Here is a 24,424-nt window from a genome sequence, read left to right as displayed (position 1 = left end):
CTCCGGGGTTAGTCCAGTCCTTCGCCCAATATCCCCTCCACCAACGGCTCGACCCAAAGGTTCCGCCCCGTGCGCAGCTTTTCGCCGTGATAGATGTGGGCCAGGTCCGAGTAGGCCCGGTCGAAATCCTCATTCAGGATCACGTAGTCGAAGGTCGACCAGGCCTGCACCTCGTCCTTGGCGCGGGAGAGGCGCTTGGCGATCACCTCGGCGCTGTCCTGCGAGCGGGCCTCCAGGCGACGGCGCATCTCCAGCAGCGACGGCGGCAGGATGTAGACCAGCACCGAATCGTCCGGCAGCTGGGCCTTGATCCGCATGGCGCCCTGGTAGTCGATATCGAACAGGGCGCTGTCGCCCCGCTCGAGAGCCTCGACGATGGGCGCCTTGGGGCTGCCGTAGCGGTTGCCGTAGACCTCGGCCCATTCCAGCAGGGCGTTGTCGGCCAGCAGGCGGTCGAACTCGGCGTTGTCGACGAAATGATAGTCGCGGCCGTCATGCTCGCCCGGGCGCGGCTGGCGGGTGGTGGCCGAGATCGAGAGGTGCAGGTCCTTGTGATCGGCCACCAGCCGGCGGGTCAGCGAGGTCTTGCCGACGCCCGAGGGCGCCACAACCATCAGCAGCAGGCCGCGGGTCTTTCGGCGGACTTCGTCACTCGACATTCTGGACCTGCTCGCGGAACTGTTCGATCACCGCCTTGAGGTCCAGACCGATGGCCGTCAAGGCCGTGGTCGCCGATTTCGAGCAGAGGGTGTTGGCCTCGCGCATGAATTCCTGGGTCAGGAAGTCCAGGCGGCGGCCGGCCGGGGCTTCGGCGCTCAGCAGGCGGGCCTGGCCGACATGGCTGGTCAGCCGGTCCAGTTCCTCGCGGACATCGGCCTTGCCGGCCAGCACGGCGGCCTCCAGCACGATGCGTTCCTCCGGCGCGCCGCCGTCCAGCAGCTCGGCCATGCGTTTGGCGAAGCGGTCGCGCAGGATGGCCGGCTGGGCGGCGGCCTCGCCCTCGGCGGCGGCGACCAGGCTCTCGACCCGGTCGACCAGGCCGGCCAGGATCGGTTCCAGGCTCAGGCCCTCGGCCTGGCGGGCCAGCTTCAGGCTGTCCAGCGCCTGGGCGATGGAGACGGCCATTTCCTTTTCGAGCTCGGCCTTGAGCTCCGGATTCTCGTCCGCCTCGGCGACCTCGATAACCCCGCGCAGGGCCAGCAGGCCATCGATGCGCGGCGCCTTGGCCCGACCGTCCTTCACGTAGGGCGCGCCCAGGTCGAGGTAGCGCTCGAGCTGGGCGATGTTGACGCTGACCTGACCGCCCTGCTCGGCCCGCCTGGCCTGCAGGCTGACATTGACCTGGCCGCGCTGGAAGCGGGCCGTGGCGCCGTCCCTGGCGACGCGTTCCAGCGAATCGAAGCCGGGCGGCCCCTTGAAGCGGACCTCGAGGTTGCGGCCGTTGACCGAGCGGGCCTCGACCGCCCAGCTCCAGCCGCCATAGGCCCCTTCCGCCCGGCCAAAGCCGGTCATGCCAGAAAGCGCCATCAGCGTTTGGGGGGCGGCTTGAGGGCTGGCTTGGAAGCCGGGGGCAGCTTGACCGGTGCGGGCGGCGCCACATCGACCGGCGTGGCGGCGACGGGGCCCTTGCGGCCGGCCTCGATGCCGCGCCAGGCGGCGACGTTGCGGTTGTGCTCCTCCAGGGTGGCGGCGAAGACGTGCCCGCCGGTGCCGTCGGCGACGAAGAAGATGTCGTCGGTGTTGGCCGGGTCCAGCACGGCGGCCAGGGCGGCGCGGCCGGGATTGGCGATCGGGCCCGGCGGCAGGCCGACGATCTGGTAGGTGCTGTAGGGATTGGGTCGGGCCAGTTCCGACACCCGCAGGCCATGGCCCAGCGGAACCCCGCCGGTCAGGCCGTAGATGATGGTCGGATCGCTTTCCAGCTTCATGCCCTTGCGCAGGCGGTTGATGAACACCGCCGCCACCTTGGGCCGCTCGTCAGGCTTGCCGGTCTCCTTCTCGACGATGGAGGCCAGGATGACGGCCTCTTCCGGGGTCGAGAACGGCAGGCCGGGCTGGCGTTTGGCCCAGAGCTGGGCCAGCAGCTCGTCCCGGGCGTCCATCATCCGTTTCAGCACCGCGGCGCGGTCCTCGCCGCGTTCGAAGTCATAGGTCTCGGGCAGGATCGACCCCTCCGGCGGCGTCGGGGCGATGCCGACCAGGGCCGGCTCGGCGTTCAGCCGCCGGGCGGCCTCGGCCGAGGTGATGCCCTCGGGCAGGGTGATGGCGTGGCGCACGACCCGGCCGTGGCGCACGGCGTCCAGCACCTGGGCCATCGAGGCCCGGGCCGGGAACTCATACTCGCCGGCCCTCAAGGTGCGGTCGGCATGGGTCAGTTCGGCCGCGACGATGAAGATCGAGCTGGACCGCACCGCCCCGCCCCGTTCCAGGGCGGCGGCGATCTCGGGCAGGCTGGAGCCCCTGCGCAGGATGACCGTGGTCTTGGTCGTCGCCGGTCCCGCCCCGGCATAGGTCCAGGCGGCCCAGGCCAGGCCCAGCAGCGCGGCCACGAACAGGGTCGCGAAGGCGCTGGTGAAGATGATCGCCAACCGCCGCATGAACGGCAGCCCCCCCGACGACCGCTGGTTCACGGGGCCCGTCGGAAGATGACGCAGGCGTTGGTGCCGCCAAATCCGAAGCTGTTGGACATCGCCACCTCCATGGCCTTGGGCTTGGCCTTATGGGGGACCAGATCGATCGGCGTGTCGAACTCAGGATCGTCCAGGTTGATCGTGGGCGGCGCGGTCTGATCGCGAAGGGCGAGAATCGTGAAGATCGACTCCACCGCGCCCGCCGCGCCCAGCAGGTGGCCGGTCATCGACTTGGTCGAGCTCATCATGGCGTTCTTGGCGTTGTCGCCCAGCAGCCGCTCCACCGCCCCCAGCTCCAGGCCGTCGGCCATGGTCGAGGTGCCGTGGGCGTTGACGTAGCCGATCTCGGAGACATCGATGCCGGCGTCCTTGACGGCCGCCTTCATGGCCCGCAGGCCGCCGTCGCCGTCCTCGGACGGGGCGGTGATGTGGTAGGCGTCGCCCGACAGGCCATAGCCGATGACCTCGGCATAGATCTTGGCGCCGCGCGCCTTGGCGTGCTCGAGCTCTTCCAGCACCAGGATGCCGGCCCCCTCGCCCATCACGAAGCCGGCGCGGTTCCTGTCATAGGGCCGCGAGGCGGTGGTGGGGGCGTCGTTGAAGTCGGTGGCCATGGCCCGGCAGGCGATGAAGCCGGCGATGCCCAGCGGGCAGATCGAGGCCTCGGCCCCGCCGGCGATCATCACATCGGCGTCGCCATACTTGATCAGCCGGGCCGCGTCGCCGATGGCGTGGGCCCCGGTGGCGCAGGCCGTCACGACCGAGTGGTTGGGGCCCTTGAAGCCATAGCGGATCGACACCTGGCCCGAGGCCAGGTTGATCAGGGCGGAGGGAATGAAGAAGGGGCTGACCCGGCGGGGCCCCTTCTCGGCCATTTCCAGGGCGGTCTTTTCGATGGTGGCCAGGCCCCCGATGCCCGAGCCGATGATCACGCCAGTGCGCAGCCTGACCTCTTCGTCGTCGGGCAGGTTGGCGTCCTTCACCGCCTCATCCGCCGCCGCCATGGCGTAGAGGATGAAGTCGTCAACCTTGCGCTGGTCCTTGGGGGCCATGGTGCCGTTGGGATCGAAGCTGCCCTCGACGTCGGGGCCGCCGCCGCCGCGTCCATCGACGCGGGGAATCTCGAAGGCCACCTGACAGCCATAGTCGGTCGCATCGAAGGTGCTGATGGTCCCGGCCCCGGACTTGCCGGCCAGGATGTTCTTCCAGGTCACATCGACCCCCTGCCCCAGGGGGGTCAGCAGGCCCAGACCGGTAACGACGACACGCCTCATGAGGTCTAACTCCCTCGCCGCCTCAAACGAAAACCGCCGCGCGCATCAGGTTTTTGCAAGCCCATGCGGCGCGGCGGCCAAACGCCAGGAAAAAGGACGGGTGGCCTCAGCCGCCCGACTTCTCCGAGATGAACTTCACGGCGTCACCCACGGTTTGGATGTGCTCGGCCGCGTCGTCCGGGATTTCGATGTCGAATTCTTCTTCGAACGCCATAACCAGCTCGACATTGTCGAGGCTGTCAGCGCCCAGGTCGTCGATGAAGCTCGCCTTCTCGGTGACCTTCTCGGGATCCGCATCGAGATGCTCGATGACGATCTTACGCACGCGCTCGAGAATGTCGGACATTCGCTTGTAGTCCCTCTGTGATCAGTTTGGGCCCGCCCCAGGCTCGCCGGGTGCGGGAAATCGAGGCTGAGCTAGCATGTTCCTTTCGGGGTGGCTAGCACTTGGCCGCCCATCGGGTTCCTAGTCAGAGTCTGCACCAGAGCCAAACGTGCGATGTGGGAAGTCGTGCCAGACAATGCCAGGGGAGCCAGGTTTGCCGCCGCGACACCGCCGGAACAGGCTCGTGGGAACGGAATGGGGTGGGATTGCTGAAACGCCCGGCGCCTAGCGATCCGGGGGCCAGAACCGCCGCAGGGCCGCGGCCAGCGCCGTGGGGTTGTCCTCCTGGACGTTATGGCCGGCATCGGGAACGATGGTGAGCCTTGCCCCGGGGACGGCGGCGGCGAAGGCCAGGGCGGCGCGATCATCCAGCACCCGGCTGCGACCGCCCCTCGCCAACAGGACCGGCAGGCCGCTCGCCGCCGCCACCTGGTCGAGCCGGGCCACCACCGCCAGGATGGCGCCATAGTCGAAGGGCCGGCGGCGGTCCTGTTTCCAGCGCCAGCCGCCCTGCGCAGTCCGCCGCATCAGGTTGCGCATGCGGTAGTCGAGCAGGCGGCGGTCGGTCCTGGGGCTGGCGAGGCAGGCGGCGGCGACCACGGCTTCCACCGAATCCGCCTCGGCGTGGCGGATGAAGAAGTCGCGCAGACCCTCGGTGCTGGCAAAATCGACACCCGGCGCGACATCGACCAGGGTCAGGCTGGCGAACACCGCCGGCGCGGCGCGAGCGGCCAGGGCCGCCACCACCCCGCCCAGGGACATGCCGACCAGATGGCAACCCTCGAGTCCCAGGGTGTCGACCAGGCCCAGCACATCGCCGACATGCTGGGCGAGGTCGTAGCGCTCCGACCAGTGGCTGTCGCCATGGCCCCGCAGATCCATGGCCAGCAGACGGTAGTCGCTCCGGAGCAGCAGGCAGGCGAAATCCCAGGTCCGTCCCGTCAGGCCGCCGCCGTGCAGCAACAGCACCGGCGGCCCCGCTCCGCCCCAATCATAGACCCGCAGGCTGCCGTCCGGCCCGGGCGCGTCCAGCGGTTCGGGCGGCGAGAAATCGTGACAGCCCAGCCCAATTCGGATCGCCAGGTCGCGCATCGGACAGGCATTGGACATCGCGGCCATCCCACACTACCTTGATAACTCAAGGTATGGCGCCTGACCGCCACTTGCCAAGCGCTTTTGGCGGCCCGATACCGCAGAAACGACAGGGGAAGGCCGCATGTCGCCGCCGAAAAGACGGGTCCGCCGCGGCGTCGAGGACGCCCGGCAACGCATTCTGGAGACAGCCGAGGCTCATCTGGCCGCCGACGGCCCGGCCGGCGTCAAGGTGCAGCGAATCGCCCGCGAACTGGGGATCACCGACGCGGGGGTGAACCACCATTTCGGCAGTCGGGAAGCCCTGCTGGAGGCCCTGCTCCGCTTCTGTGGCCGCCGTTTCGTCGAGGAATTGCGGGCTGAGGTCGCGGCCCGCGGCGAGGCGCCCTTCGATGCCGGTCAGGCGGCGAGACTGCTGCTCGACTTCTATGGACGGCGGGGGACGGGGCGTCTGGCGATGTGGCTGATGCTGTCGGGCTGGGAGCCGCAGGGCAGCGGCATGCTGGAGCCACTGGTCGACTGGGCATGGCGCTCGGCCCTTCTCGCCACGCGCAGGGACTGCCAGAAGTTGGTGGCCGTGCTGAGCGCCGTGACACTGAGCCAGGCGCTGTCCAGGGACGCCATCCTGCGGAGCGTCGGGCTGGACGGAGTCGACGAGGCCGATTTCCTGGACTGGGTGGCGCGGCTGGCCGCTTCGCCCCGGCCGTGAACCGACGCCGCTGGCGGCGCTATTTGGACACCAGCGCGCAGCTGTGGTCGAGATACTGCACCCTGCCGCGGACCGTCTTGCGCCAGTCGTCGAAGGCGGCGGACCAGTTGATGTCGGTGGCCACCAGCACGCCGCCGGGCCGCAACGCCGCCCAGCCCTGGCGGAACTCGAACAGCTGGTTTTCGTAGCTGTGCTCGCTGTCGTGGATGAAGATGTCACAGCCGTCCGCCAGCACGGCCGGCAGCACCTCGCTGGCCCGGCCCAGGACCAGCGACCAGCGGCCGCGAAACTCGTCCGGAACCAGCCAGCCGCAGTCCTTGCCGGGCGGCACCACGGCCCCGCCCTTGCCGGCCCAGAATGCCTCGGTGTTGCGCTCGGGCTCGGCGAACTCCGGCAGGTCGACCGAAACCAGCTCGCCGGCGCCATTGGCGTCCATGGCCTTGAGCATCACCGCCGAGGAGAGGCCATTGCAGACGCCGGTTTCGACGACGCGGGCGGGCTTGCGCGAGCGGACCAGCGACCACAGCATCTCGGCATGCGGTGATTGGACCGCGCCGTGACCGAGGCTGTGGCCCCGGGTTGTCCCCGAAACCCCGCTGAACGCCTCCCGAAGCGCGGTCAGCCGCTCGTCGACGAAGGGCCGGATCTCCGGCGCCAGGATCGGACGGGCTCTCACCTGACGCGACAGGGCTGTCAGGGCGTAGTCCGGTTTGCGGAGCGCCCGACGGGCCAGTGAAATGAGGTTCATGCCTACAGGATAGGGCGGCCCGCCGGGAGCGTAAACGCTGTCGGCGCCCGTGGCCGCGCCTTCTCTTCGGCGGCGTTCAGAACGAAGGCGATCACCGCCGCCACCGCCCGGTAGAGGGCCTCGGGAATCTCATCGTCCAGCGGGATGGTCGCCAGCGCCTCGGCCAGCGCCGCGTTCTGCTCCAGCGGCACGCCGTGCTCGCGGGCGGTGTCGATGATGGCCTGGCCGATCTCGCCGCGGCCGGTGGCGACGACCCGCGGGGCGCCCGGGGCCTCGTACTGCAGGGCGACGGCCAGGACTTTGGGGGGCTGGCTCATGCGGCGCTGTCGGCGAAACGGCCGGCGGGAGCCAGTTCGGTATGGGGCGCGCCGGGGCGGATGGCGATCTGGGGGTCAAGGGCCTGCGCCTGCAGGGCCAGGGCCAGGCTGACACGGTCCTGGTCCAGGCGGGCCGCCGCGTCGGGGACTTCGGCCCAGAGGTTGGCCCGAAGCTCGGAGCCCCGCAGCGCCAGATTGACATGCACCGGACCGACGCCGGCCAGGTCGAGGGTGAAGCGGGCCCGCCAGATTCGCTCCCGCGATTCGCCGGGCGCCGGCGGGTCGTCGGCGTCGATCTGGAACTGGGCGATGGCGGCGCCCTGGGGCGTGGCCAGGGGCAGTTCGAACAGCCAGGGGCCGGTGCGGGTGACGCCAGGCTCGCTTGGCGTCGAGGCGGCCTGCTGCAGCAGCTGGCGCGACAGGGCCGCGACCGTCCGGCGCTGCAGATGGGCGGCCAGGGCCTGGATCTCCGGATGGGGCGGCAAGGTCGGCAGGACGGCTGGCTGGCCGGTCTGCGGCCCGTCGCGGTAGGGCGGCGGCGGTGCGGGCTCGGGGGCAGGAAGCCCGAGGCTGGGGGCGGCGGGCTGGCCGTTGGCGGCGACGGCGAGCGCCTGATGCAGGTCGATCAGGGCGGCCTTCAGATCGGCGGGCGGCGGCCCCGCCTGGCTGGCCAGCCGCGCCTCGAGGAAAAGGCCCGAGGCCGACAGCGCCTGACGCAGGTCGGCGGCGGTGGGCGGCGGGACAGTAGGCAGCTGGAAGCCCAGGACCTTGACGATGGCCGCCTTGAGGGCCGGCGATAGGTCCGGCCTGGCCAGGGCGACGCTCAGGTCGGCCAGCAGCGTCGCCAGACCGCCCTGGCGGGTGGCGGCGGCGTGGACGGCGGTCTCGAGGGCGGAGGCGGGCGTCGTCGCGGGCAGCGGCGGCGGCGGAGCGGCGGGAGCGGCCTGTTCGAGGAGGCCAAGCGCCGGCTGACCCGTGACCGGGCCGACCGAGGCAGGACTGTCCGTGAGCGGACTGCCGGTGATCGGGCCGACCGCAGCCGGGCCGCCCACGGCCGAGACCGCGGAGATGGGCGCCAGGTTCGACATGGCCGGAGCCTAGGCCCTAGCCATGAAAGGGCTGTTAAGGATTGCCTCAGGCGGCGGCGCGGGCGAAGCGGCCCGGGGGCTGGCCGACATGGCGACTGAAGGCGGTACTGAAGGTGCTCGCCGAGCCGTAGCCGACGCGTTCTGCGACTTCGGCGAGCCCAAGGTCCCGGCGACGCAGCAGGTCCTGCGCGACGGCCATGCGCCAAGCGAGCAGATACTCCATCGGCGGCAGGCCCACGGTGCGGGTAAACCGCTCGAAAAAGGCCGAGCGCGACAGCGCAGCCTGCCTGGCCAGCTGGGCCATCGTCCAGGAGCGCCCCAGCTGGCCGTGCATCTGCCCGATCGCCTGGGCCAGCCGTGCGTCGGCAAGGCCGCGCAGCAGCCCTGGCGGGGCGTCCTCCCCTGAGGTGGATCGCAGGGCTTCGATGAGCAGCACCTCCACCAGGCGAGTGAGCACCAGGTCCCGGCCCGACCTCTGCTCACCCGATTCCTCGCCGACGAGCCGCACCAGCAGCGAAAGCCGCTCGGCGCCGCGCACATGGACCAGCGCCGGCAGCAGCGACACCAACAACGCCGCATTGGGCGAGTCGAAGACGAAGTAGCCGCCGAGCAGGCGCACATCGGCGGAGCCAGACTGATCCCCGTGGCGAATCTCCTCTGTCGGCGCCGGGCCTGCCTTCGGGTCGATATGGACAGGCGCGACCGGCTCGAAACCCGACAGAATGAAGCCCGGCGTCGCCGGCAGCAGCACGAAGTCGCCCGCTTCAAGCGTGAGAGGGGCCTGGCCGTCCACGGCGAGACGGCATCGGCCCTCGAGCACGGCGCAGAAGCTCGGCTGACCGTAGTCCGAGTAGCGGACGCCCCAGCGACCGGCGCCGCTGATGCCTTTCGAGAATACGGCGCGGGGCTGAAGCAGGGCGATGACTTCAGAAAGTGGGTCGCTCACGGCTGGACGCTCGCTAATGAATTACGGACTTCTCATTGTAGATCGTCCTGAGGCCGCCGGCTATTTCAATCCGCATCGAAGCCATTGGGATAATCGTCATGAAAACCGTCCTCATCACCGGCTGTTCTTCCGGCTACGGCCTGGAAATCGCCCGCCACTTCCACGCCCAGGATTGGACCGTGGTCGCCACCATGCGCACCCCGCGCCAGGACCTCCTGCCCCGGTCGGTGCGGGTGCTGGCCCTCGACGTCACCAGGCCCGAGAGCATCGCCGCCGCGCTCGAGGCCTGCGGTCCCATCGACGTGCTGGTCAACAACGCCGGCATCGGAGTCGTCGGCGCCTTCGAGGCCACCCCCATGGCGACGGTGCGCGAGGTGTTCGAGACCAATACCTTCGGCGTCATGGCCATGACCCAGGCGGTGCTGCCCCAGTTCCGCGCGCGCCGCTCGGGCGTGGTGGTGAACGTGACCTCCAGCTCGACCCTGGCCCGGATGCCGCTGGCGGCCGCCTACACCGCCAGCAAGGCGGCCATCGAAGGCTTTACCGGCTCGCTGGCGTTCGAGCTGGAGGCCTTCAACGTGCTCGCCAAGCTGGTCGAGCCGGGCTACGGGCCATCGACCGCCTTCGCGCAAAACGGCGGGGCGCGGATGGAAGGGCTGGTCCCCGAGGCCTACGCCCCCTTCGCCGAGCGGGTCTTCGCCGCCTTTGCCCAACCGGCGGCGGTGACGACCGCGATGGACGTCGCCGAGACCGTGTGGCGGGCCGCCAACGACACGACCGGGCAGTTGCGATTCCCGGCGGGCCCCGATGCGGTGGCGCTGGCTCAGGCGAGATAGGCAGCGATCGGCGGGCCTTGCGCTTCGCCCCTCTCCTCAGATCATCGCCATGCCGCCGTTGACGTGCAGGGTCTGGCCGGTGACGTAGTCGCCGCCGGCGCTGGCCAGGTAGACGCAGGCCGCGGCCACATCGGCGCCGCTGCCCAGGCGCCCGGCCGGGATCTTGGTCAGGATGGCAGCCTTCTGGGCCTCGTTCAGTTCGTCGGTCATCGGGCTTTCGATGAAGCCGGGGGCGACGCAGTTGACCGTCACGTTGCGGCTGGCGACTTCCTGGGCGAGCGCCTTGGAGAAGCCGATCATGCCGGCCTTGGAGGCGGCGTAGTTGGCCTGGCCGGGGTTGCCAGTGACGCCGACCACCGAGGTGATACCGATGATCCGGCCCCAGCGCCGCTTCATCATCCCGCGCAGGGCCGCGCGGCTGAGGCGGAAATAGGATTCCAGGTTCACCTTGATGACGGTGTCCCAGTCCTCGTCCTTCATGCGCAGCATCAGCCCGTCGCGGGTGATGCCGGCATTGGCGACCAGGATATCGATCGGATTGCCCGACACCTCCTCGGCGGCGGCGATCAGGCCATCGACGGCGGCGGCGTCGGAGAGATTGGCGGCCACGGCGCTGGTGCGTTCGCCCAGCTCGTTGGCCAGGCCCTCGAGGGCGGTTTCGCGGGTGCCAGAGAGCACGATATGGGCCCCGGCTTGGTGCAGGGCGCGGGCGATGTCGCCGCCGATGCCGCCGGTGGCGCCGGTGACGAGCGCGGTCTTGCCGGTCAGGTCGAACATGGCGGTCTCCTTACTTCAGGCTGGAGGCGAAGGCCTCCAGGTCGGCGGGGGTGTTGAGCGGGGTGGCTTCGGCGTCGGGGGCGATGCGCTTGGCCATGCCCGACAGCACCTTGCCCGAACCGGCCTCGGCGAAGCGGCTGACGCCACCGGTCGTGGCCAGCCAGTCCATGCTCTCGCGCCAGCGGACGCGGCCAGTGACCTGCTCGACCAGCAGGCGGCGGATCTCTTCCGGGTCCAGGGTCGGGCGGGCGGTGACGTTGGCGACCAGCGGCGCGCGCGGGGCGACGATGGTCGTGCGGGCCAGGGCTTCTGCCATCTCGTCGGCGGCTGGCTGCATCAGCGGGCAGTGGAAGGGGGCCGAGACGTTGAGCGGAATGGCCCGGGCGCCCAGTTCCTTGGCCTTCTCGATGGCCCTGTCGACGGCGGCCTTGGCGCCGGAGATGACGACATTGCCCTGGTTGTTGTCGTTGGCGACGACGCAGATCCCCACTTCCGAGCCCGCCGCGGCGGCGGCCTCGGCCAGGGCGACGTCGGTCTTGGGCCCGATCAGCGAGGCCATGGCCCCCTCGCCCACCGGCACGGCCCGCTGCATGGCCTGGCCGCGCAGCTTCAGGAGGCGCGCGGTGTCGGCCAGGCTGATCGCCCCCGTGGCGGCGAGGGCGGAGTATTCGCCCAGGCTGTGGCCAGCCACGAAGGCGGCCTTCTCGATCGGCACGCCGAACTCCCGCTCCAGGGTGCGGACCACAGCCAGACTCACCGCCATCAGCGCCGGCTGGGCGTTCTCGGTCAGGGTCAGGTCGCCCTCGGGCCCCTCGCGCATCAGCCTGGAAAGCTTCTGGCCCAGGGCGTCGTCGACCTCCTGGAACACTTCGCGGGCGGCGGCGAACGCCTCGGCGAGTTCGGCGCCCATGCCGACGGCCTGGCTGCCCTGGCCGGGAAAGAGGAAGGCGAGGCTCATGGCTGGCTCCTTGGATTCCGGCGGGCAGGGTTAGGGGAAACCCTGGGGAGCGGCAAGCCTTTGGACAGCCAGGAGCTTTACGGTCAGGCGGCGGCGGAAAAATTCTCCACCGCGTCGGCGGCCATCCTCTGGACGCACCAACGGGCGTAGAGGCCGGCCGGGAAGGCGCCCAGCCAGCGGCCAAGGCCACGCTCCGGAAGATCGTAGTCGATCCAGACCCTGAGGTCTGACCCCTCGCCCGCCGGCGTCAGTTCGAAGCCCATCTCGTAGGGACCGACGACCAGCAGCCGGGGCGTTCCGACGGTGCGCCAGACCTTGCGCCGGGATGGATCGCGCTCGGTCACCACCTCGTCGACGAACAGCGACAGGCCAAACGCCTCGCCGCCCATGCGGATATGGCTGCCTACCGCCTGGCCGCGGGCTTCGTCGAAGTCATAGGTCATGGCGCCGCCGCCCATCATCATCGAGGGCTTGGTCATGTGCTCGGCCAGGTGGGTCTGGTCGTCCAGCCGTTCGAAAACCGCGCGCGGCGGCGCCGAAACACGGACGCGGGCTTCCTGGTGTCTGGTCATCGGCATGCGGCTCCCGGCGGGCGATCGGGCGAGCCTGGAGGAAGGGCCGGCGCGCGCCTTGACGCCGATCAAGCCGTCGCCCCCCATTTGGGCGATGGAGACCGCGCCGCGAAGGCGGAGGATCGGGCCGTGCCGATCCTGGCCCGGAGCCTGTCATGCGCCGTCTCGCCGCCGTCCTGCTGGGCGCCGTCGCCCTCCTGAACCTCGCCGCGGCGCCGGCCCCGCCCAAGGCGCTGGTCGACCACGTCCGCGGCGAGATCAACGACGAGGTCGATCCGCGGGACGAAGACCCGGCGCCGGTCAAGGAACCCGAGCGCAGGATGTTCAAGCGGGTCGATGTCAACGGCGACGGCATCGCCGACTGGCGGGTGGATTTTGAGGGTTTCTACGCCTGGTGCGGCACGGGCGGCTGCCGGCAGGAACTGTGGCTGGGTCGGGGCGATGGCGGCGTGACCGAGGTATTCGGGGCGCAGGTGCGCGAGCTCAGGCTGAAGCGGGGCAAGGCGGGCGCGGTGCTGGACGTCGACTACCACGGCTCGGTCTGCGGCCTGACCGGGGTGGAGGAATGCCCGCGCCGCTACATGTGGGACCCGGCCGAGATGGCCTTCCTGCCGGCCATCAACGCCAAGGGCGACGGTCTGCTGGTTGGCCTGCCCGCTTCGGTGGTCGATATCGACCTGAAGGACGCCCCACCGGAAATCCAGGTCGAGGCCAAGGCCCTGGCCGACCGCTGCGCCCGGGCCGGCGGCAAGCGGGAAGACCCGCCCGACATCGGCCGCCTGCCCGACCTCAACGGCGATGGGGTGCGGGAATGGTATGTCGGCTCGCAGTATGCCGACTGCCAGGACATGACCGAGCCGTCGGCGGAACCTGAAGCCCTGGTGATCATGGTCAGCCAGGACGGGGGCCCCTTCACCCTGGCCTGGGGCGCGACCCAACCCGACATCGGCTTCGACATCTCCAGCCGGCCGGCGGTGATGGTGCAGTTCGAGCGGCCTTCGAGTTGCGACCTGACCAACGACTGTCCCCGCAAGCCGATGCGCTGGGACCCGGCCACCCGCAAGCTCTCTCTGGCCCCGTGAGGAGGTCTGTCCCATGCGCCATCTGACTGCCGCCATACTTGGGGCCCTGGCCGTACTGACCATGGGCGCCGCGTCCGGACCGCCGCAATGGCTGGTCAATCACGTGCGCGAGGAGATCAACGACGGCTTTCACGATCCGAACGATCCTGACAGTCGGCCTCTGCGCGAGCCGCCGGCCAGGATGTTCAAACGGGTCGACATCAACGGCGACAGGATCGCCGACTGGAAGGTGGATTTCGATGGCGAGCCGGGCTGGTGCGGAACCGGCGGCTGCCGGATGGAGCTGTGGCTGGGCCATCCGCAGGGCGGGCTGACCCCGGTCTGGGACGCCGGAGTGCGGGAGTTCAGGCTTAAGCCAGGCAGGGAAGGCGCGACGATCGATGTCGACTTCCACGGCTCGGCCTGCGGCGCGGCCGGCGTCACGCCCTGCCCTCGCCGCTTTGTCTGGGACCTCTCCGAGATGGCCTTCCTGCCGGCGGTGAACGCCAAGGGTGATGGCTTCCTGGCGGGCCTGCCGATCCCGGCCCTGGACCTCACCCTGTCCAATGCGCCGTCGGAGGTGCAGGCCGAGGCTCGGGCGATGGCCAAGCTGTGCCTGGCGGCGGGCGGAAGCCTGGACGACGGCGACCTGGCGGTGACCCGCCTACCCGACCTCAACGGCGACGGGGTGCGGGACTGGGCCGTCGGTTCGATCTACCCCCAATGTCAGGAGCCCAAGGATGCCGCCGCCGCCCCGCCGGCGCTGGCGATCATGGTCAGCGACCCGTCGGGCCGGTTCACCCTGGCCTGGAGCGCCGCCGAGCCCGAGATCGCTTTCGATATCGCCACCAAACCCGCGACGATGCTGGAGCTTACGGTGGCCGACAGCAGTTGCGGCCTCTATTCCCCCGCGAACTGTCCGCGCCGGCCACTACGCTGGAATGAGACGACGCGGCGGCTGGAGCCGGCGCGATAGGCTTGCATCACGCCCCTGTCGGGCTAGGTTCTCCCGCCGAACGGGCGCATCGCCCCGGGGAGTCCTCGCATGAAACTGAAATTCCTCGCCGGCCTGGCGCTCGCGGTCGCCCTCGCCACGCCCGCCCTGGCCGCCCTGGCGGTCGGCGCCAAGGCGCCGGACTTCACCCTGCCCGCCTATCTGGCCGGCAAGCCCTTCACCTTCCACCTGGCCGACGCCCTGAAGAAGGGCCCGGTGGTGCTGTATTTCTTCCCCGCGCCCCATACCGGCGGCTGCAACATCGAGGCGCACCTGTTCGCCGAGGCGGCCGACGACTTCAAGGCCCAGGGCGCCACGGTGATCGGGGTGACCGCCGGCAACCTGGCGGAGCTGCAGCAGTTCTCGGCCGAGGCCGAGCATTGCTCGGGCAAGTTCCCGGTGGCGGGCGACGCCGGCGCCAAGGTGGCGGCCGGCTACACCAAGATTCTCTCGGTCGCGAAGCTGGGCGGCGATATTTCCGACCGCACCTCCTTCGTCATCGCGCCGAATGGCGAGGTGGTCTTCACCTATTCGGCGGGCGATCCGACCCAGCATCCGGCCCTGACCCTGGAGGCCGTGAAGAAGTGGCGGGCGGCGCACCCGAAATAGGGGCGGCCCGCTATCGGCTCAGGAAGCGGTGGGTTTGAAGCGCTTCATTTCCGGCGTGTTGCAGTCGATCTTCTGGCAGACACGCGTCATGAAATCCTGCTGGAAGGTTGGCAGCAGGTCGGGCATGACCTTGGCGACCTCCACGCTCATCAGCGGGGTCTTATCCAGCATCGATTGGCCGACCGGGCTCTCCATGAACTCGGTGATCTTGGACAGTTCGTCCTCGGTGTAGATTTTGGCGATGATCGGGGTCATGCGTTCAGTCATCTTCTTCATCATGACCGAGGTGCTCTCCGTCATCGCGTCCATGATGGCCTTGCTGTAGCCCTTGGGCATGTCCGGATATTCGGACTCCATCTGGCCGGCCATCATCGAGCCCATGGTCTTCATGGATGAGCCCAAGATCTCGTCCAGGCGGGCGGCCTTCATGTAGCGCTTGGCCAGCTCGAGCTTGCGGGCATACGTCGCCGGGTCATTGTCGGTCGCCGCGGCGACGGCCGGCGCGGGCGCCGGCGGCGCGGCGCGGGCCAGGGTCGCCGCGGGCGAAGCCAGCAGCAGGGCGGCGGCGCTGAGCGCCGTGATGAACTTGCGAGACATGGGATCCCCCCGGAGATGCGTACTGGCGTCAGCCTGACATGCCGGCCAAGGGCGTGCAATTGGTCCAAGCCTTGCCCTGATCGCCGTTTTCCTCTATCAGCCGCGCCTTCACGGAAAGCGGTCTCTTCGCGGAACGCAAACGGGTCTCGGATTTCGCCGGGGCCGACGCGCAAGAGAGCCATCGTGGTCGAGGGGTCTTCCAACCCTCCCTCACGCCGCTGTCCACACAGGGAAGAGGAACCAATGGCTCTGTACGAGCACGTGGTCATCGCGCGGCAGGACATCTCGCCGCAACAGGCCGAACAACTGAACGAGGAACTCAAGGCCCTCATCGAAGGTCAAGGCGGCCACATCGCCAAGATCGAATACTGGGGCCTTCGCAACCTCACCTACCGCATCAAGAAGAACCGCAAGGGCCACTACTCCCTGCTGGCCATCGATGCGCCCGCCGCCGCGGTCAAGGAAATGGAACGCCAGCTGTCCCTGAACGAGGACGTGCTGCGCTACATGACCATCCGCATGGAAGAGCTCGACCTGGAGCTCTCGCCGATCCTGGCCCGCCGTGATCGCGACCGCGACCGCAGCGAGCGCCCGCGCGACGAATTCGCGGCGCTGTAGGGAGAACAGAGAACATGTCCGACGAAGTTCCCGAAATCGCCGAGTCCGCCCCGTCCGCCGGTGGCGGCGCGCGCCGTCCCTTCTTCCGCCGCCGCAAGGTCTGCCCGTTCTCGGGCGCCGGCGCGCCGAAGATCGACTACAAGGATGTGAAGCTGCTGCAGCGTTACGTCTCCGAACGCGGCAAGATCGTGCCCTCGCGCATCACCGCCGTCTCGGCCAAGAAGCAACGCGAACTGGCCAAGGCCATCAAGCGCGCCCGCTTCCTGGCCCTGCTCCCCTACGTCGTGAAGTGAGGGAGAGGACACCATGAAAGTCATTCTGCTCGAACGCCTTGAGGGCCGTGGCGCCCTGGGCGATGTGGTCACCGTCAAGGACGGCTTCGCCCGCAACTACCTGCTGCCCCGCTCCAAGGCCCTTCGCGCCACCTCGGCGAACCTGAAGGTCTTCGAAGGCCAGCGCGCCGACATCGAAGCCCGCAACGCCAAGGCCAAGGAAGCCGCCGGCGCCGCCGGTGAGGCTCTGGACGGGACCGCCTACATCCTGATCCGCCAGGCCGGCGAAAGCGGCCAGCTCTACGGTTCGGTCAGCGGCCGCGACGTGGCCGACATGATCAACGCCGATGGCGGCAAGGTCGACCGCTCGATGGTCATCCTGGACAAGCCGATCAAGACCCTGGGCGTTCACCCGATCAAGGTGAAGCTGCATGCTGAAGTCACCGTCACGGTGAACATCAACATCGCCCGCAGCCAGGACGAAGCCGAGCGCCAGGCGCGCGGCGAGAACGTCATCACCAGCCAGTTCGAGGAGGAGCAGCGTCTCGATGCCGAAGCCGCCGCCGATCTGCTGGAAGGCGGGGCCGGCTCGCAGGAATCGTTCGATCGCGACGACGCCTGAGGCTGACGGCCTGTTGAATTGAGGACGGCGCGGAGAGCGATCTCCGCGCCGTTTTCGTTTCGCGCCGTGCGGGTCAAAGCTGGGTTTGCGCTGACCCGTTCGTGTTGTTCGTGTTGTTCGTGGTGAAATTCTTCCTTCGCGTCCCACCGCGCTCAGATGTGATCACCTCGACTCAAGGCGGGGTGATAAGAACATCCACCGAACATCCCCGTCCTATTTCCGCCTACGGCGACTCGGCCGGAGCTTCGCCCGGCGGCTGGCGTTAACAAAGGTAAATGGCATCCATTATCCCCGCCCTGGACCTGCGTCCGGTCCCCAGCGAACCCGTCCCCAGCGCCCTGCCCTCCAATATCGAGGCGGAACAGGCGCTGCTGGGCATCCTGCTCTATGACAACGCCGCCTATGAGCGACTGACCGACCGGCTGGGCGGCAGCCACTTCTATGAGCCCTTCCATGCCCGGCTGTTCGCGGCGCTGGAGACCCATATCCGCAAGGGCCAGCTGGCCGAGCCGATCCTGATCGCCGAGGAGTTCAAGCGCGACCCGGCCTTCGAGGAGATGGGCGGCCTGCGCTACCTGGCCGACCTGGTCGACCGCGCCCCGCCCGCCGCCAATGCGGGCGACTATGCCCGGGTGATCTATGACCTGGCCCTGCGGCGCGAGCTGATCCGCATCGGCGGCGAGACCACCGCCGATGCACAGGCCGGCGATCCCGACCGCAGCGCCCGCGACATGATCGAGTCGGCCGAGCAGCGGCTCTACAGCCTGGCCGAAAGCGGCACCTCCTCGACCGGCTTCGTCGGGTTCGCCGACGCCCTGCGCGGGGCGGTGGAGATGGCCGCCGAGGCCTTCAGCCGCGACGGCGGGCTGGCGGGCCTGTCGACGGGCCTCATCGACCTGGACCAGAAGCTGGGCGGCCTGCACCCCTCCGACCTGTTGATCCTCGCCGGCCGTCCCTCGATGGGCAAGACCGCTCTGGCCACCAACATCGCCTACAATGTCGCCCGCCACTACGCCTGGGAGCCGCAGCCGGACGGCAGCCGCAAGACGGTCAATGGCGGGGTGGTCGCCTTCTTCTCCCTGGAAATGAGCGCCGAGCAGCTGGCGATGCGGATCCTGGCCGACGCCTCGGGCGTGTCGTCCGACCGCCTGCGCAAGGGCGAGATCGACGCCTCGGAATTCGGCCGGGTCCGCGACGCGGCGATGGAAATCCAGGAATCGCCGCTGTTCATCGACGCCACCGGCGGCCTCTCCATCTCCAAGCTGACCGCCCGCTCGCGGCGGCTGAAGCGCTCGACGGGCCTGGACCTGATCGTGGTCGACTACCTGCAGCTGGTTACCGCCGGCGAAGGCAGCAAGTCGGACAACCGCGTCCAGGAGGTCAGCCAGATCACCATGGGCCTGAAGTCCTTGGCCAAGGAGCTGGGCGTGCCGGTCCTGGCCCTCTCGCAGCTGTCGCGTCAGGTCGAGAACCGCGAGGACAAGAAGCCCCAGCTCTCCGACCTGCGCGAATCCGGCTCGATCGAGCAGGACGCCGACGCGGTGATGTTCGTCTATCGCGAAAGCTACTATCTGGGCCGCGCCGAGCCGGACACCGCCGACAGCGTCAAGCACATGGAATGGCAGGAGAAGATGGACCGCGTCGCCGGCATGGCCGAGGTCATCATCGGCAAGCAGCGCCACGGCCCGATCGGCACGGTGCGCCTCTCCTTCCACGAGGACACCACCAAGTTCGGCAACCTGGCCCGCGACGGACGGTTCGAGATCCGCTGAGCCACTCCGCCCACGTAGGGGGCGGACGGCCCGCCCGAGGCGCGCCTGCAGCGCGCCCGTGGCCGGCCAGGTGGGGGTGTTCGGGCAGGGTCTGGGGATTTCCGGCTTCGACAGGGCGATTTGCAAGACACCCGGTGGTCATCAGCACTCACCGCGCCCCTGCCCGAAGACCCCCTCCTGACCGCGCTCTGGCGCGGTCGTCCTCCCCCTACGGGTGAGGAGTTGGGGGCCTGCCGCCTCTTCGACCTAGAGGACGAGGGAATCCGGTGCTATGCGCTCCCTCCTCCATGACCGCCGCCCGCCTCACCATCGACCTGGACGCCCTGGCGGCCAACCACGCCCTGCTGCGCCGGCTGGCCGGTGGCGCGGAGGTGGCGCCGGTGGTCAAGGCCGACGGCTATGGCCTGGGCGCGGCGGCGGCGGCCAGGCGCCTCGCGGCCGAGGGCGCGCGCAGTTTCCATGTGGCTCGCTTAAGCGAAGGCGTCAGCCTGCGGGCGGCGCTGGGGCCTGAGGCTGCCATCTATGTGCTGGACGGCGCCACGCCGGGCTCGGTCCCCGCCCTGCTGGCCGAGCGGCTGGTCCCGGTGCTCAACAGCCTCGAGCAGGTCGCCCTCTGGAACCAGGCGGGACCGGCCGGGCTGCATGTCGACACCGGCATGAACCGGCTGGGGGTGCGGCTCGAGGAAGCCCACGGGCTGGCCGGGCGGCCATGCGAGCTGGTGATCAGCCACCTGGCCTGCGCCGATGAGCCGGACCATGCGCTGAACGCCATCCAGCTCGAGCGCTTCCAGGCGGTGCGGGCGCTGTTCCCAGGCGTGAAGGCCAGCCTGGCCAACTCCGCCGGCGTCTTCCTGGGGCCCGACTACGTCTTCGACCTGGTTCGCCCCGGCATCGCCCTCTACGGCGGCGGCGGACAGCCGGGGCTCTCGGCCGTGGCGACCTTCGAGGTCCCCGTGCTGCAGGTGCGCGACGTCCCGGCCGGCGAGACCATCGGCTATGGCGCCACCTTCATGGCCGGCAAGCCGTTGCGGGTCGCCATCCTGGCGGCGGGCTATGCGGACGGGGTGCTGCGCGCCTCCAGCCCGGCGGGCGCCGTCTGGCTGGCGGGCGGCCGGCGCCGGCTGCTCGGGCGGGTGTCGATGGACCTGATCGCCGTCGATGTCACCGACGCGCCTGGCGTGGCGGCCGGCGACCTGGCCGAACTGTTCGGGCCCAACCTGCCGGTCGAAGACGCCGCGGCGGCGGCCGGCACGCTGGGCTACGAGCTGCTCTGCCGCATGGCCCCGCGCGCCGACCGCCGCTGGACCCCGGCTCAGCCGTAGGCGGCCGCGGCCAGCAGGCCGAACCCCATCATGCCCACCAGCATGGCCGGGATGGCGAACACCACCCAGCCGACCACGATGCCGGCCAGGATGACCACCACCGTGTAGCCGATCGCCTTCTCGGCCGGGACCTTCATCAGCTTGGGCAGGCCCAGATAGAGCAGGTAGAGGGTGTAGAGACCGCCGGCCAGGGCGCCGATACCACCGATGATCGGGATGATGGCGAAGGCGCCGCCGACCCAGGCGGCCGTCCAGGCGTAGGTCACCGCCTTCATCGCCTGGATCTGGCTTTTCTGGCCGTCGAAGCTGGGCGCCAGGGCGTCGGCGATCAGGGCCAGGACGAACAGCATGACCAGGCCCAGCACATACTGGAGGATGGCCATGACCAGCAGCCCCGTCATGCTGAACAGGCCGTGGAACAGGCTGGCGCCGATGAAGCCGGCGATCGGCGGAATGGCCGCCAGGATACACGCATAGCCGGTATAGAGGCCCTGAACGGTGGCGGTTTCGCCGTCGATCACCTCCCAGGCCTTCTGGGGTTCGGTGAGAATCAGCCTCACCCGCTCAATCAGGCCCTGGGCCTTCGGTCCCTCGACTACGCTCATCCCCAAATCTCCATCCTGGCGAAATTCCCCCTGAGTCCCCAGATTAGGAACATCTGACAGAGTCTGGCGAAACACGGTTCCGCGAAGTCCCCTTCTCTCCATGAGGGGACGCCCGTGGCTGAACGCCTGCTAAACTGCTTCATCCAAGCGAATCGGGAGAGTCATGGCACGCGACGGCGCCATCTATGTCTGCCAGTCCTGCGGGGCCGCCCACACCAAGTGGGCCGGCCAGTGCACGGCGTGCGGGGCCTGGAACGCCCTGGTCGAGGAACTGACCAGCCGCCCGCCCGGCGCCCTGGCTCCCTCCAAGGCCAGCAAGCAGCGGGGCCTCAGCTTCGAGACCCTGGAGACCCAGGACGCCGCTCCGCCGCGTATCGCCACCGGCGTCGATGAGTTCGACCGGGTCTGCGGCGGCGGCGTGGTGCCGGGCTCGGCCATCCTGATCGCCGGCGACCCGGGCGTGGGTAAGTCCACCCTGCTGCTGCAGGTGGCCGGCAACGCGGCCCTGCGCGGCGTGCGCTGCGCCTACATCTCCGGCGAAGAGGCCGTGGAACAGATCCGGGGCCGGGCCCAGCGGATGGGGCTCTCCCTGGCGCCGGTGAAGCTGGCCGCCGAGACGGCGCTGCGTGACATCCTCGATGGCCTCAAGCGCGAACCGTTCGACCTGGTGGTCATCGATTCCATCCAGACCCTGTGGAGTGACGCCCACGAGGCGGGCCCTGGCTCGGTGACCCAGGTGCGCAGCTGCGCGGCCGAACTGGTGCGGCTGGCCAAGAAGCGCGGCATCGCCATCGTCCTGGTCGGCCATGTCACCAAGGACGGCCAGATCGCCGGCCCGCGCGTGGTCGAGCACATGGTCGACGCCGTCCTCGCCTTCGAGGGCGAGCGCGGCTACCCCTTCCGCATCCTGCGCGGGGCCAAGAACCGCTTCGGGGCCACCGACGAGATCGGCGTCTTCGAGATGGGCGACGCGGGCCTGGCCGAGGTCAAGAACCCTTCGGCCCTGTTCCTCGACAGCGGCGGCGAACGGGCGGCCGGGGCGGCGGTGTTCGCGGGGCTGGAGGGTTCGCGCCCGGTGCTGGTCGAGTTCCAGGCGCTGGTGGCGCCCTCGGCCTATGGCACGCCCCGCCGCGCCGTCGTCGGCTGGGACAGCGGGCGCCTCGCCATGGTGCTGGCGGTGCTGGAAACCCGCTGCGGCCTGGGGTTCGGCAACCGCGACGTCTATCTGAACGTCGCCGGCGGCCTGCGCATCAACGAGCCGGCCGCCGACCTGGCGGCGGCGGCGGCCCTGGCGTCCTCGGCCCTGGACGAGGCCCTGCCGCAGGACTGCGTGGTGTTCGGCGAGGTCAGCCTGTCGGGCGACGTGCGGCCGGTCAGCCGCATGGAGCTGCGCCTGAAGGAGGCGGCCAAGCTGGGCTTCTCCCGCGTCTTGGGGCCGACGACGGCGCCGGACCTGCTGAAACTGACCGGCGTCTCGCGACTGGCCGACGCGGTGACCCGGATCGGGGAACAGTCGTGGAACTGACCCCATGACCTTCTTCGACATCATCGCGGCCCTGATCCTCATCGTCTCGGCCATCGTCGGCTTCGTGCGGGGCGCGACCAAGGAGGTGGTGACGGTGGTGGCCTTCCTGGTCGCGGCCATCGTCGCGGTCGCGGCGCTGCGGTTCACCGCGCCCCTGGTCCGGCAGGCGGTCCATCCCGACTGGGCGGCCGTGGCCATCGCCATCGTGGCGGTCTTCGGGCTGGTCTATCTGCTGCTGCGGCTGTGGGGCGGCACGCTGATCCGCAGCGTGCAGGAGACGCAGGGGCTGGGCCTGTTGGACCGGGCCGTCGGCATGGGATTTGGCCTGATCCGGGCTCTGGTGATCCTGGGGGTGTTCAACCTGCTCTTCAACATGGCGGTCGGCTCGGGCCAGCCGCCGGCCTGGGTGGCCAAGTCGCCGCTGTTCCCGCTAAGCGCCACCGCCGGCCGCATCCTGCAGGCTTTCGCGCCGGACGGTCTGGCCCTGGCCGGCAAGGTGGCGCCGGTGGTGGAAAAGGCCGTGCGCGATCAAGCCGCACCGACTCCAGGCGAGACGGACGGCGCCAAACCGAGTAAGAGGCCGGCCAAGGCTGGAAAAGACAAAGTGGAGACGTCGCGGTGACCGGCCCAGTTCAAAGACATCCTGACGACGACGCCCTGCGCCTCGAATGCGGCGTGTTCGGCGTCTTCGACGTGCGGGACGCCGCGGCGGTGACGGCCCTGGGCCTGCACGCCCTGCAGCACCGCGGCCAGGAGGCCTGCGGTATCGCCGCCTTCGACGGGGCCAACTTCCATACCGAGCGCCATGCCGGCCAGGTCGGGGACGTCTTCACCGGCCCCGACCTGGTCACCCGCCTGCCCGGCCAGTACGCCATCGGCCATACCCGCTATTCCACCGCCGGCGGCAGCGGCGCGCGCAACATCCAGCCGATGTTCGCCGATCTCGAAGCCGGCGGCGTCGCCCTGGCCCACAACGGCAACCTGACCAATTTCCGCTATCTGCGCGACCGGCTGGTCGGCGAGGGGGCCATCTTCCAGTCGACCTCCGACAGCGAGGTCATCCTCCACCTGCTGGCCCGCTCGCGGAAGGCGCGGGTCGTCGATCGCTTCATCGACGCCATCGCCCAGATCGAGGGCGGCTATGCGCTCGTCGCCCTGACCAACAAGAAGCTAATCGGGGTGCGCGACCCGCTGGGCATCCGGCCGCTGGTGCTGGGCGACCTGGCCGGCAAGCCGGTGCTGGCTTCCGAGACCTGCGCGCTCGACATGATCGGCGCCAAGTTCATCCGAGACATCGAGCATGGCGAGATGGTGATCATCTCCGACACCGGCGTCGAATCGCTGCGGCCCTTCCCGGCCCTGCGCGCCCGGCCCTGCGTGTTCGAATACGTCTACTTCGCCCGCCCCGACAGTGTTGTGAACGGCCGCTCGGTCTATGAGGTGCGCAAGCGGATGGGCGCGCGCCTGGCTCGCGAGACCGGCGTCGAGGCCGACCTCGTCTCGCCGGTGCCCGACAGCGGCGTGCCGGCCGCCATCGGCTTTGCCCAGGAGAGCGGCCTGCCCTTCGAGATGGGCATCATCCGCAACCACTATGTCGGCCGCACCTTCATCCAGCCGACCCAGGGCGTGCGCGAGCTGGGGGTGCGGATGAAGCACAGCCCCAACCGGGCGGTGCTGGAGGGCAAGCGGGTCGTGCTGATCGACGATTCCATCGTGCGCGGCACCACCTCGCGCAAGATCGTCCGCATGGTCCGCGAGGCCGGGGCCAAGGAGGTCCACCTGCGCTCGGCCAGCCCGCCGATCCTGTGGCCGGACTTCTACGGCATCGACATGCCCGACCGCGACAAGCTGCTGGCCGCCAACAAGACCCTGGCCGAGATGACCCGCTTCCTGGAGGTCGACACCCTGGGCTTCCTGTCGGTCGACGGCCTCTATGACGCCCTGGAGGCCGGCCCGCGCGACCCCGCCTGTCCGCAGTTCACCGACCACTATTTCACCGGCGACTATCCGACCCGCCTGCTGGATCGCGAGATCGCCGAGGGGCGTGACGACGACGACGGCGGGCGGCAGCTGTCCTTCCTCGTCAGCGCCTGAC

28 protein-coding genes are annotated in these 24,424 nt (G+C 69.6%); 13 read left to right on the top strand and 15 right to left on the bottom strand.

Going from position 1 to position 24,424, the window contains the following annotated elements; translation table 11 throughout:
• Positions 1 to 8: 8 nt before the first annotated feature.
• The 6 genes from gmk to QO010_RS09160 all read right to left on the bottom strand — a co-directional run bounded on the left by gmk (position 9) and on the right by QO010_RS09160 (position 5,399).
• Positions 9 to 659, bottom strand: a complete 651-nt coding sequence (gmk, locus tag QO010_RS09185) for a guanylate kinase (protein ID WP_307348452.1) — start codon at positions 657 to 659, stop codon at positions 9 to 11.
• Positions 649 to 1,527, bottom strand: a complete 879-nt coding sequence (locus tag QO010_RS09180; protein ID WP_307348449.1) for a YicC/YloC family endoribonuclease — start codon at positions 1,525 to 1,527, stop codon at positions 649 to 651. The genes gmk and QO010_RS09180 overlap by 11 nt, the downstream gene beginning before the upstream one ends.
• On the bottom strand, positions 1,527 to 2,597 hold the full coding sequence (gene mltG, locus QO010_RS09175; protein ID WP_307348446.1) for an endolytic transglycosylase MltG: 1,071 nt from the start codon (positions 2,595 to 2,597) through the stop codon (positions 1,527 to 1,529). Before mltG ends, QO010_RS09180 begins: the two co-directional genes overlap by 1 nt.
• A gap of 29 nt (positions 2,598 to 2,626) precedes the next feature.
• Positions 2,627 to 3,904 carry a beta-ketoacyl-ACP synthase II gene (gene fabF / locus QO010_RS09170; protein ID WP_307348444.1) on the bottom strand — a complete coding sequence of 426 codons (1,278 nt, stop codon included), beginning with the start codon at positions 3,902 to 3,904 and terminating at the stop codon, positions 2,627 to 2,629.
• 106 nt (positions 3,905 to 4,010) lie between these two features.
• Positions 4,011 to 4,250, bottom strand: a complete 240-nt coding sequence (locus QO010_RS09165; RefSeq protein ID WP_307348442.1) for an acyl carrier protein — start codon at positions 4,248 to 4,250, stop codon at positions 4,011 to 4,013.
• A gap of 264 nt (positions 4,251 to 4,514) precedes the next feature.
• Positions 4,515 to 5,399 (bottom strand): alpha/beta fold hydrolase, encoded by an 885-nt coding sequence (locus QO010_RS09160; protein ID WP_307348440.1) that lies wholly within the window; start codon positions 5,397 to 5,399, stop codon positions 4,515 to 4,517.
• Between the two features lie 106 nt (positions 5,400 to 5,505).
• On the opposite strand from QO010_RS09160, the gene QO010_RS09155 reads away from it, so the two are divergent.
• A complete protein-coding gene (locus QO010_RS09155) occupies positions 5,506 to 6,090 on the top strand; it encodes a TetR/AcrR family transcriptional regulator (protein ID WP_307348438.1) in 585 nt (194 codons plus the stop codon).
• A 19-nt stretch (positions 6,091 to 6,109) separates the two neighbouring features.
• On the opposite strand, the gene QO010_RS09150 is transcribed toward QO010_RS09155, so the two are convergent.
• Genes QO010_RS09150 through QO010_RS09135 form a run of 4 tightly spaced genes read right to left on the bottom strand, consistent with a single transcriptional unit; the run spans position 6,110 to position 9,189 of the window.
• Positions 6,110 to 6,838 (bottom strand): class I SAM-dependent methyltransferase, encoded by a 729-nt coding sequence (locus QO010_RS09150; RefSeq protein WP_307348436.1) that lies wholly within the window; start codon positions 6,836 to 6,838, stop codon positions 6,110 to 6,112.
• A gap of 2 nt (positions 6,839 to 6,840) precedes the next feature.
• The gene (locus tag QO010_RS09145) at positions 6,841 to 7,155 is read right to left on the bottom strand and encodes an EscU/YscU/HrcU family type III secretion system export apparatus switch protein (protein WP_307348434.1); all 315 of its coding nucleotides are present in this window, start codon (positions 7,153 to 7,155) and stop codon (positions 6,841 to 6,843) included.
• Positions 7,152 to 8,243 carry a flagellar hook-length control protein FliK gene (gene fliK / locus QO010_RS09140; RefSeq protein ID WP_307348433.1) on the bottom strand — a complete coding sequence of 364 codons (1,092 nt, stop codon included), beginning with the start codon at positions 8,241 to 8,243 and terminating at the stop codon, positions 7,152 to 7,154. The genes QO010_RS09145 and fliK overlap by 4 nt, the downstream gene beginning before the upstream one ends.
• Before the next feature lie 46 nt (positions 8,244 to 8,289).
• The gene (locus QO010_RS09135; RefSeq protein WP_307348432.1) at positions 8,290 to 9,189 is read right to left on the bottom strand and encodes an AraC family transcriptional regulator; all 900 of its coding nucleotides are present in this window, start codon (positions 9,187 to 9,189) and stop codon (positions 8,290 to 8,292) included.
• A gap of 98 nt (positions 9,190 to 9,287) precedes the next feature.
• Between QO010_RS09135 and QO010_RS09130 the strand changes: the two genes are divergently transcribed.
• Positions 9,288 to 10,025, top strand: a complete 738-nt coding sequence (locus QO010_RS09130) for an SDR family oxidoreductase (protein WP_307348430.1) — start codon at positions 9,288 to 9,290, stop codon at positions 10,023 to 10,025.
• A 36-nt stretch (positions 10,026 to 10,061) separates the two neighbouring features.
• On the opposite strand, the gene fabG is transcribed toward QO010_RS09130, so the two are convergent.
• From fabG to QO010_RS09115, 3 genes are all read right to left on the bottom strand, one after another.
• Positions 10,062 to 10,802 carry a 3-oxoacyl-[acyl-carrier-protein] reductase gene (fabG, locus tag QO010_RS09125; RefSeq protein WP_307348428.1) on the bottom strand — a complete coding sequence of 247 codons (741 nt, stop codon included), beginning with the start codon at positions 10,800 to 10,802 and terminating at the stop codon, positions 10,062 to 10,064.
• A 10-nt stretch (positions 10,803 to 10,812) separates the two neighbouring features.
• Entirely contained in the window at positions 10,813 to 11,760 is a 948-nt protein-coding gene (fabD, locus tag QO010_RS09120) for an ACP S-malonyltransferase (protein ID WP_307348426.1), read from the bottom strand.
• 83 nt (positions 11,761 to 11,843) lie between these two features.
• Positions 11,844 to 12,332, bottom strand: coding sequence for an SRPBCC family protein (locus QO010_RS09115; protein ID WP_307348423.1), 489 nt, complete (start codon positions 12,330 to 12,332; stop codon positions 11,844 to 11,846).
• 155 nt (positions 12,333 to 12,487) lie between these two features.
• Between QO010_RS09115 and QO010_RS09110 the strand changes: the two genes are divergently transcribed.
• From QO010_RS09110 to QO010_RS09100, 3 genes are all read left to right on the top strand, one after another.
• Positions 12,488 to 13,414 (top strand): hypothetical protein, encoded by a 927-nt coding sequence (locus QO010_RS09110; protein WP_307348420.1) that lies wholly within the window; start codon positions 12,488 to 12,490, stop codon positions 13,412 to 13,414.
• A gap of 13 nt (positions 13,415 to 13,427) precedes the next feature.
• Complete coding sequence (locus tag QO010_RS09105) at positions 13,428 to 14,369, top strand: hypothetical protein (RefSeq protein ID WP_307348418.1); 942 nt, start codon at positions 13,428 to 13,430, stop codon at positions 14,367 to 14,369.
• A 69-nt stretch (positions 14,370 to 14,438) separates the two neighbouring features.
• Positions 14,439 to 14,996, top strand: a complete 558-nt coding sequence (locus tag QO010_RS09100) for a peroxiredoxin (RefSeq protein ID WP_307348416.1) — start codon at positions 14,439 to 14,441, stop codon at positions 14,994 to 14,996.
• Positions 14,997 to 15,014: 18 nt separating this feature from the next.
• On the opposite strand, the gene QO010_RS09095 is transcribed toward QO010_RS09100, so the two are convergent.
• Complete coding sequence (locus tag QO010_RS09095) at positions 15,015 to 15,593, bottom strand: DUF2059 domain-containing protein (RefSeq protein WP_307348414.1); 579 nt, start codon at positions 15,591 to 15,593, stop codon at positions 15,015 to 15,017.
• Positions 15,594 to 15,836: 243 nt separating this feature from the next.
• Between QO010_RS09095 and rpsF the strand changes: the two genes are divergently transcribed.
• The 5 genes from rpsF to alr all read left to right on the top strand — a co-directional run bounded on the left by rpsF (position 15,837) and on the right by alr (position 20,199).
• The gene (rpsF, locus tag QO010_RS09090; RefSeq protein WP_307348412.1) at positions 15,837 to 16,211 is read left to right on the top strand and encodes a 30S ribosomal protein S6; all 375 of its coding nucleotides are present in this window, start codon (positions 15,837 to 15,839) and stop codon (positions 16,209 to 16,211) included.
• Positions 16,212 to 16,225: 14 nt separating this feature from the next.
• Positions 16,226 to 16,504, top strand: coding sequence for a 30S ribosomal protein S18 (gene rpsR / locus QO010_RS09085; RefSeq protein ID WP_307348409.1), 279 nt, complete (start codon positions 16,226 to 16,228; stop codon positions 16,502 to 16,504).
• A 13-nt stretch (positions 16,505 to 16,517) separates the two neighbouring features.
• Positions 16,518 to 17,105: a 50S ribosomal protein L9 gene (gene rplI, locus QO010_RS09080; protein ID WP_307348408.1), complete on the top strand. Its 588-nt coding sequence runs from the start codon at positions 16,518 to 16,520 to the stop codon at positions 17,103 to 17,105.
• A 275-nt stretch (positions 17,106 to 17,380) separates the two neighbouring features.
• Positions 17,381 to 18,877, top strand: a complete 1,497-nt coding sequence (locus tag QO010_RS09075) for a replicative DNA helicase (protein ID WP_307348406.1) — start codon at positions 17,381 to 17,383, stop codon at positions 18,875 to 18,877.
• A 287-nt stretch (positions 18,878 to 19,164) separates the two neighbouring features.
• On the top strand, positions 19,165 to 20,199 hold the full coding sequence (gene alr / locus QO010_RS09070) for an alanine racemase (protein ID WP_307348404.1): 1,035 nt from the start codon (positions 19,165 to 19,167) through the stop codon (positions 20,197 to 20,199).
• Here alr and QO010_RS09065 read toward each other — a convergent pair.
• Positions 20,190 to 20,804 carry a Yip1 family protein gene (locus QO010_RS09065; RefSeq protein ID WP_307348402.1) on the bottom strand — a complete coding sequence of 205 codons (615 nt, stop codon included), beginning with the start codon at positions 20,802 to 20,804 and terminating at the stop codon, positions 20,190 to 20,192. The two genes, alr and QO010_RS09065, sit on opposite strands and share 10 nt — an antisense overlap.
• A gap of 163 nt (positions 20,805 to 20,967) precedes the next feature.
• On the opposite strand from QO010_RS09065, the gene radA reads away from it, so the two are divergent.
• The 3 genes from radA to purF are packed head-to-tail and all read left to right on the top strand — an operon-like array spanning position 20,968 to position 24,423.
• Positions 20,968 to 22,329 (top strand): DNA repair protein RadA, encoded by a 1,362-nt coding sequence (gene radA / locus QO010_RS09060; protein WP_307348400.1) that lies wholly within the window; start codon positions 20,968 to 20,970, stop codon positions 22,327 to 22,329.
• 4 nt (positions 22,330 to 22,333) lie between these two features.
• A complete protein-coding gene (locus tag QO010_RS09055; protein WP_307348398.1) occupies positions 22,334 to 22,951 on the top strand; it encodes a CvpA family protein in 618 nt (205 codons plus the stop codon).
• Entirely contained in the window at positions 22,948 to 24,423 is a 1,476-nt protein-coding gene (gene purF / locus QO010_RS09050; RefSeq protein WP_307348397.1) for an amidophosphoribosyltransferase, read from the top strand. Before QO010_RS09055 ends, purF begins: the two co-directional genes overlap by 4 nt.
• Position 24,424: the final 1 nt, after the last annotated feature.

Source organism: Caulobacter ginsengisoli (assembly GCF_030814835.1).
Classification (GTDB): Bacteria; Pseudomonadota; Alphaproteobacteria; order Caulobacterales; family Caulobacteraceae; genus Caulobacter; species Caulobacter ginsengisoli.
This window is presented reverse-complemented; position numbering and strand designations above follow the sequence as displayed.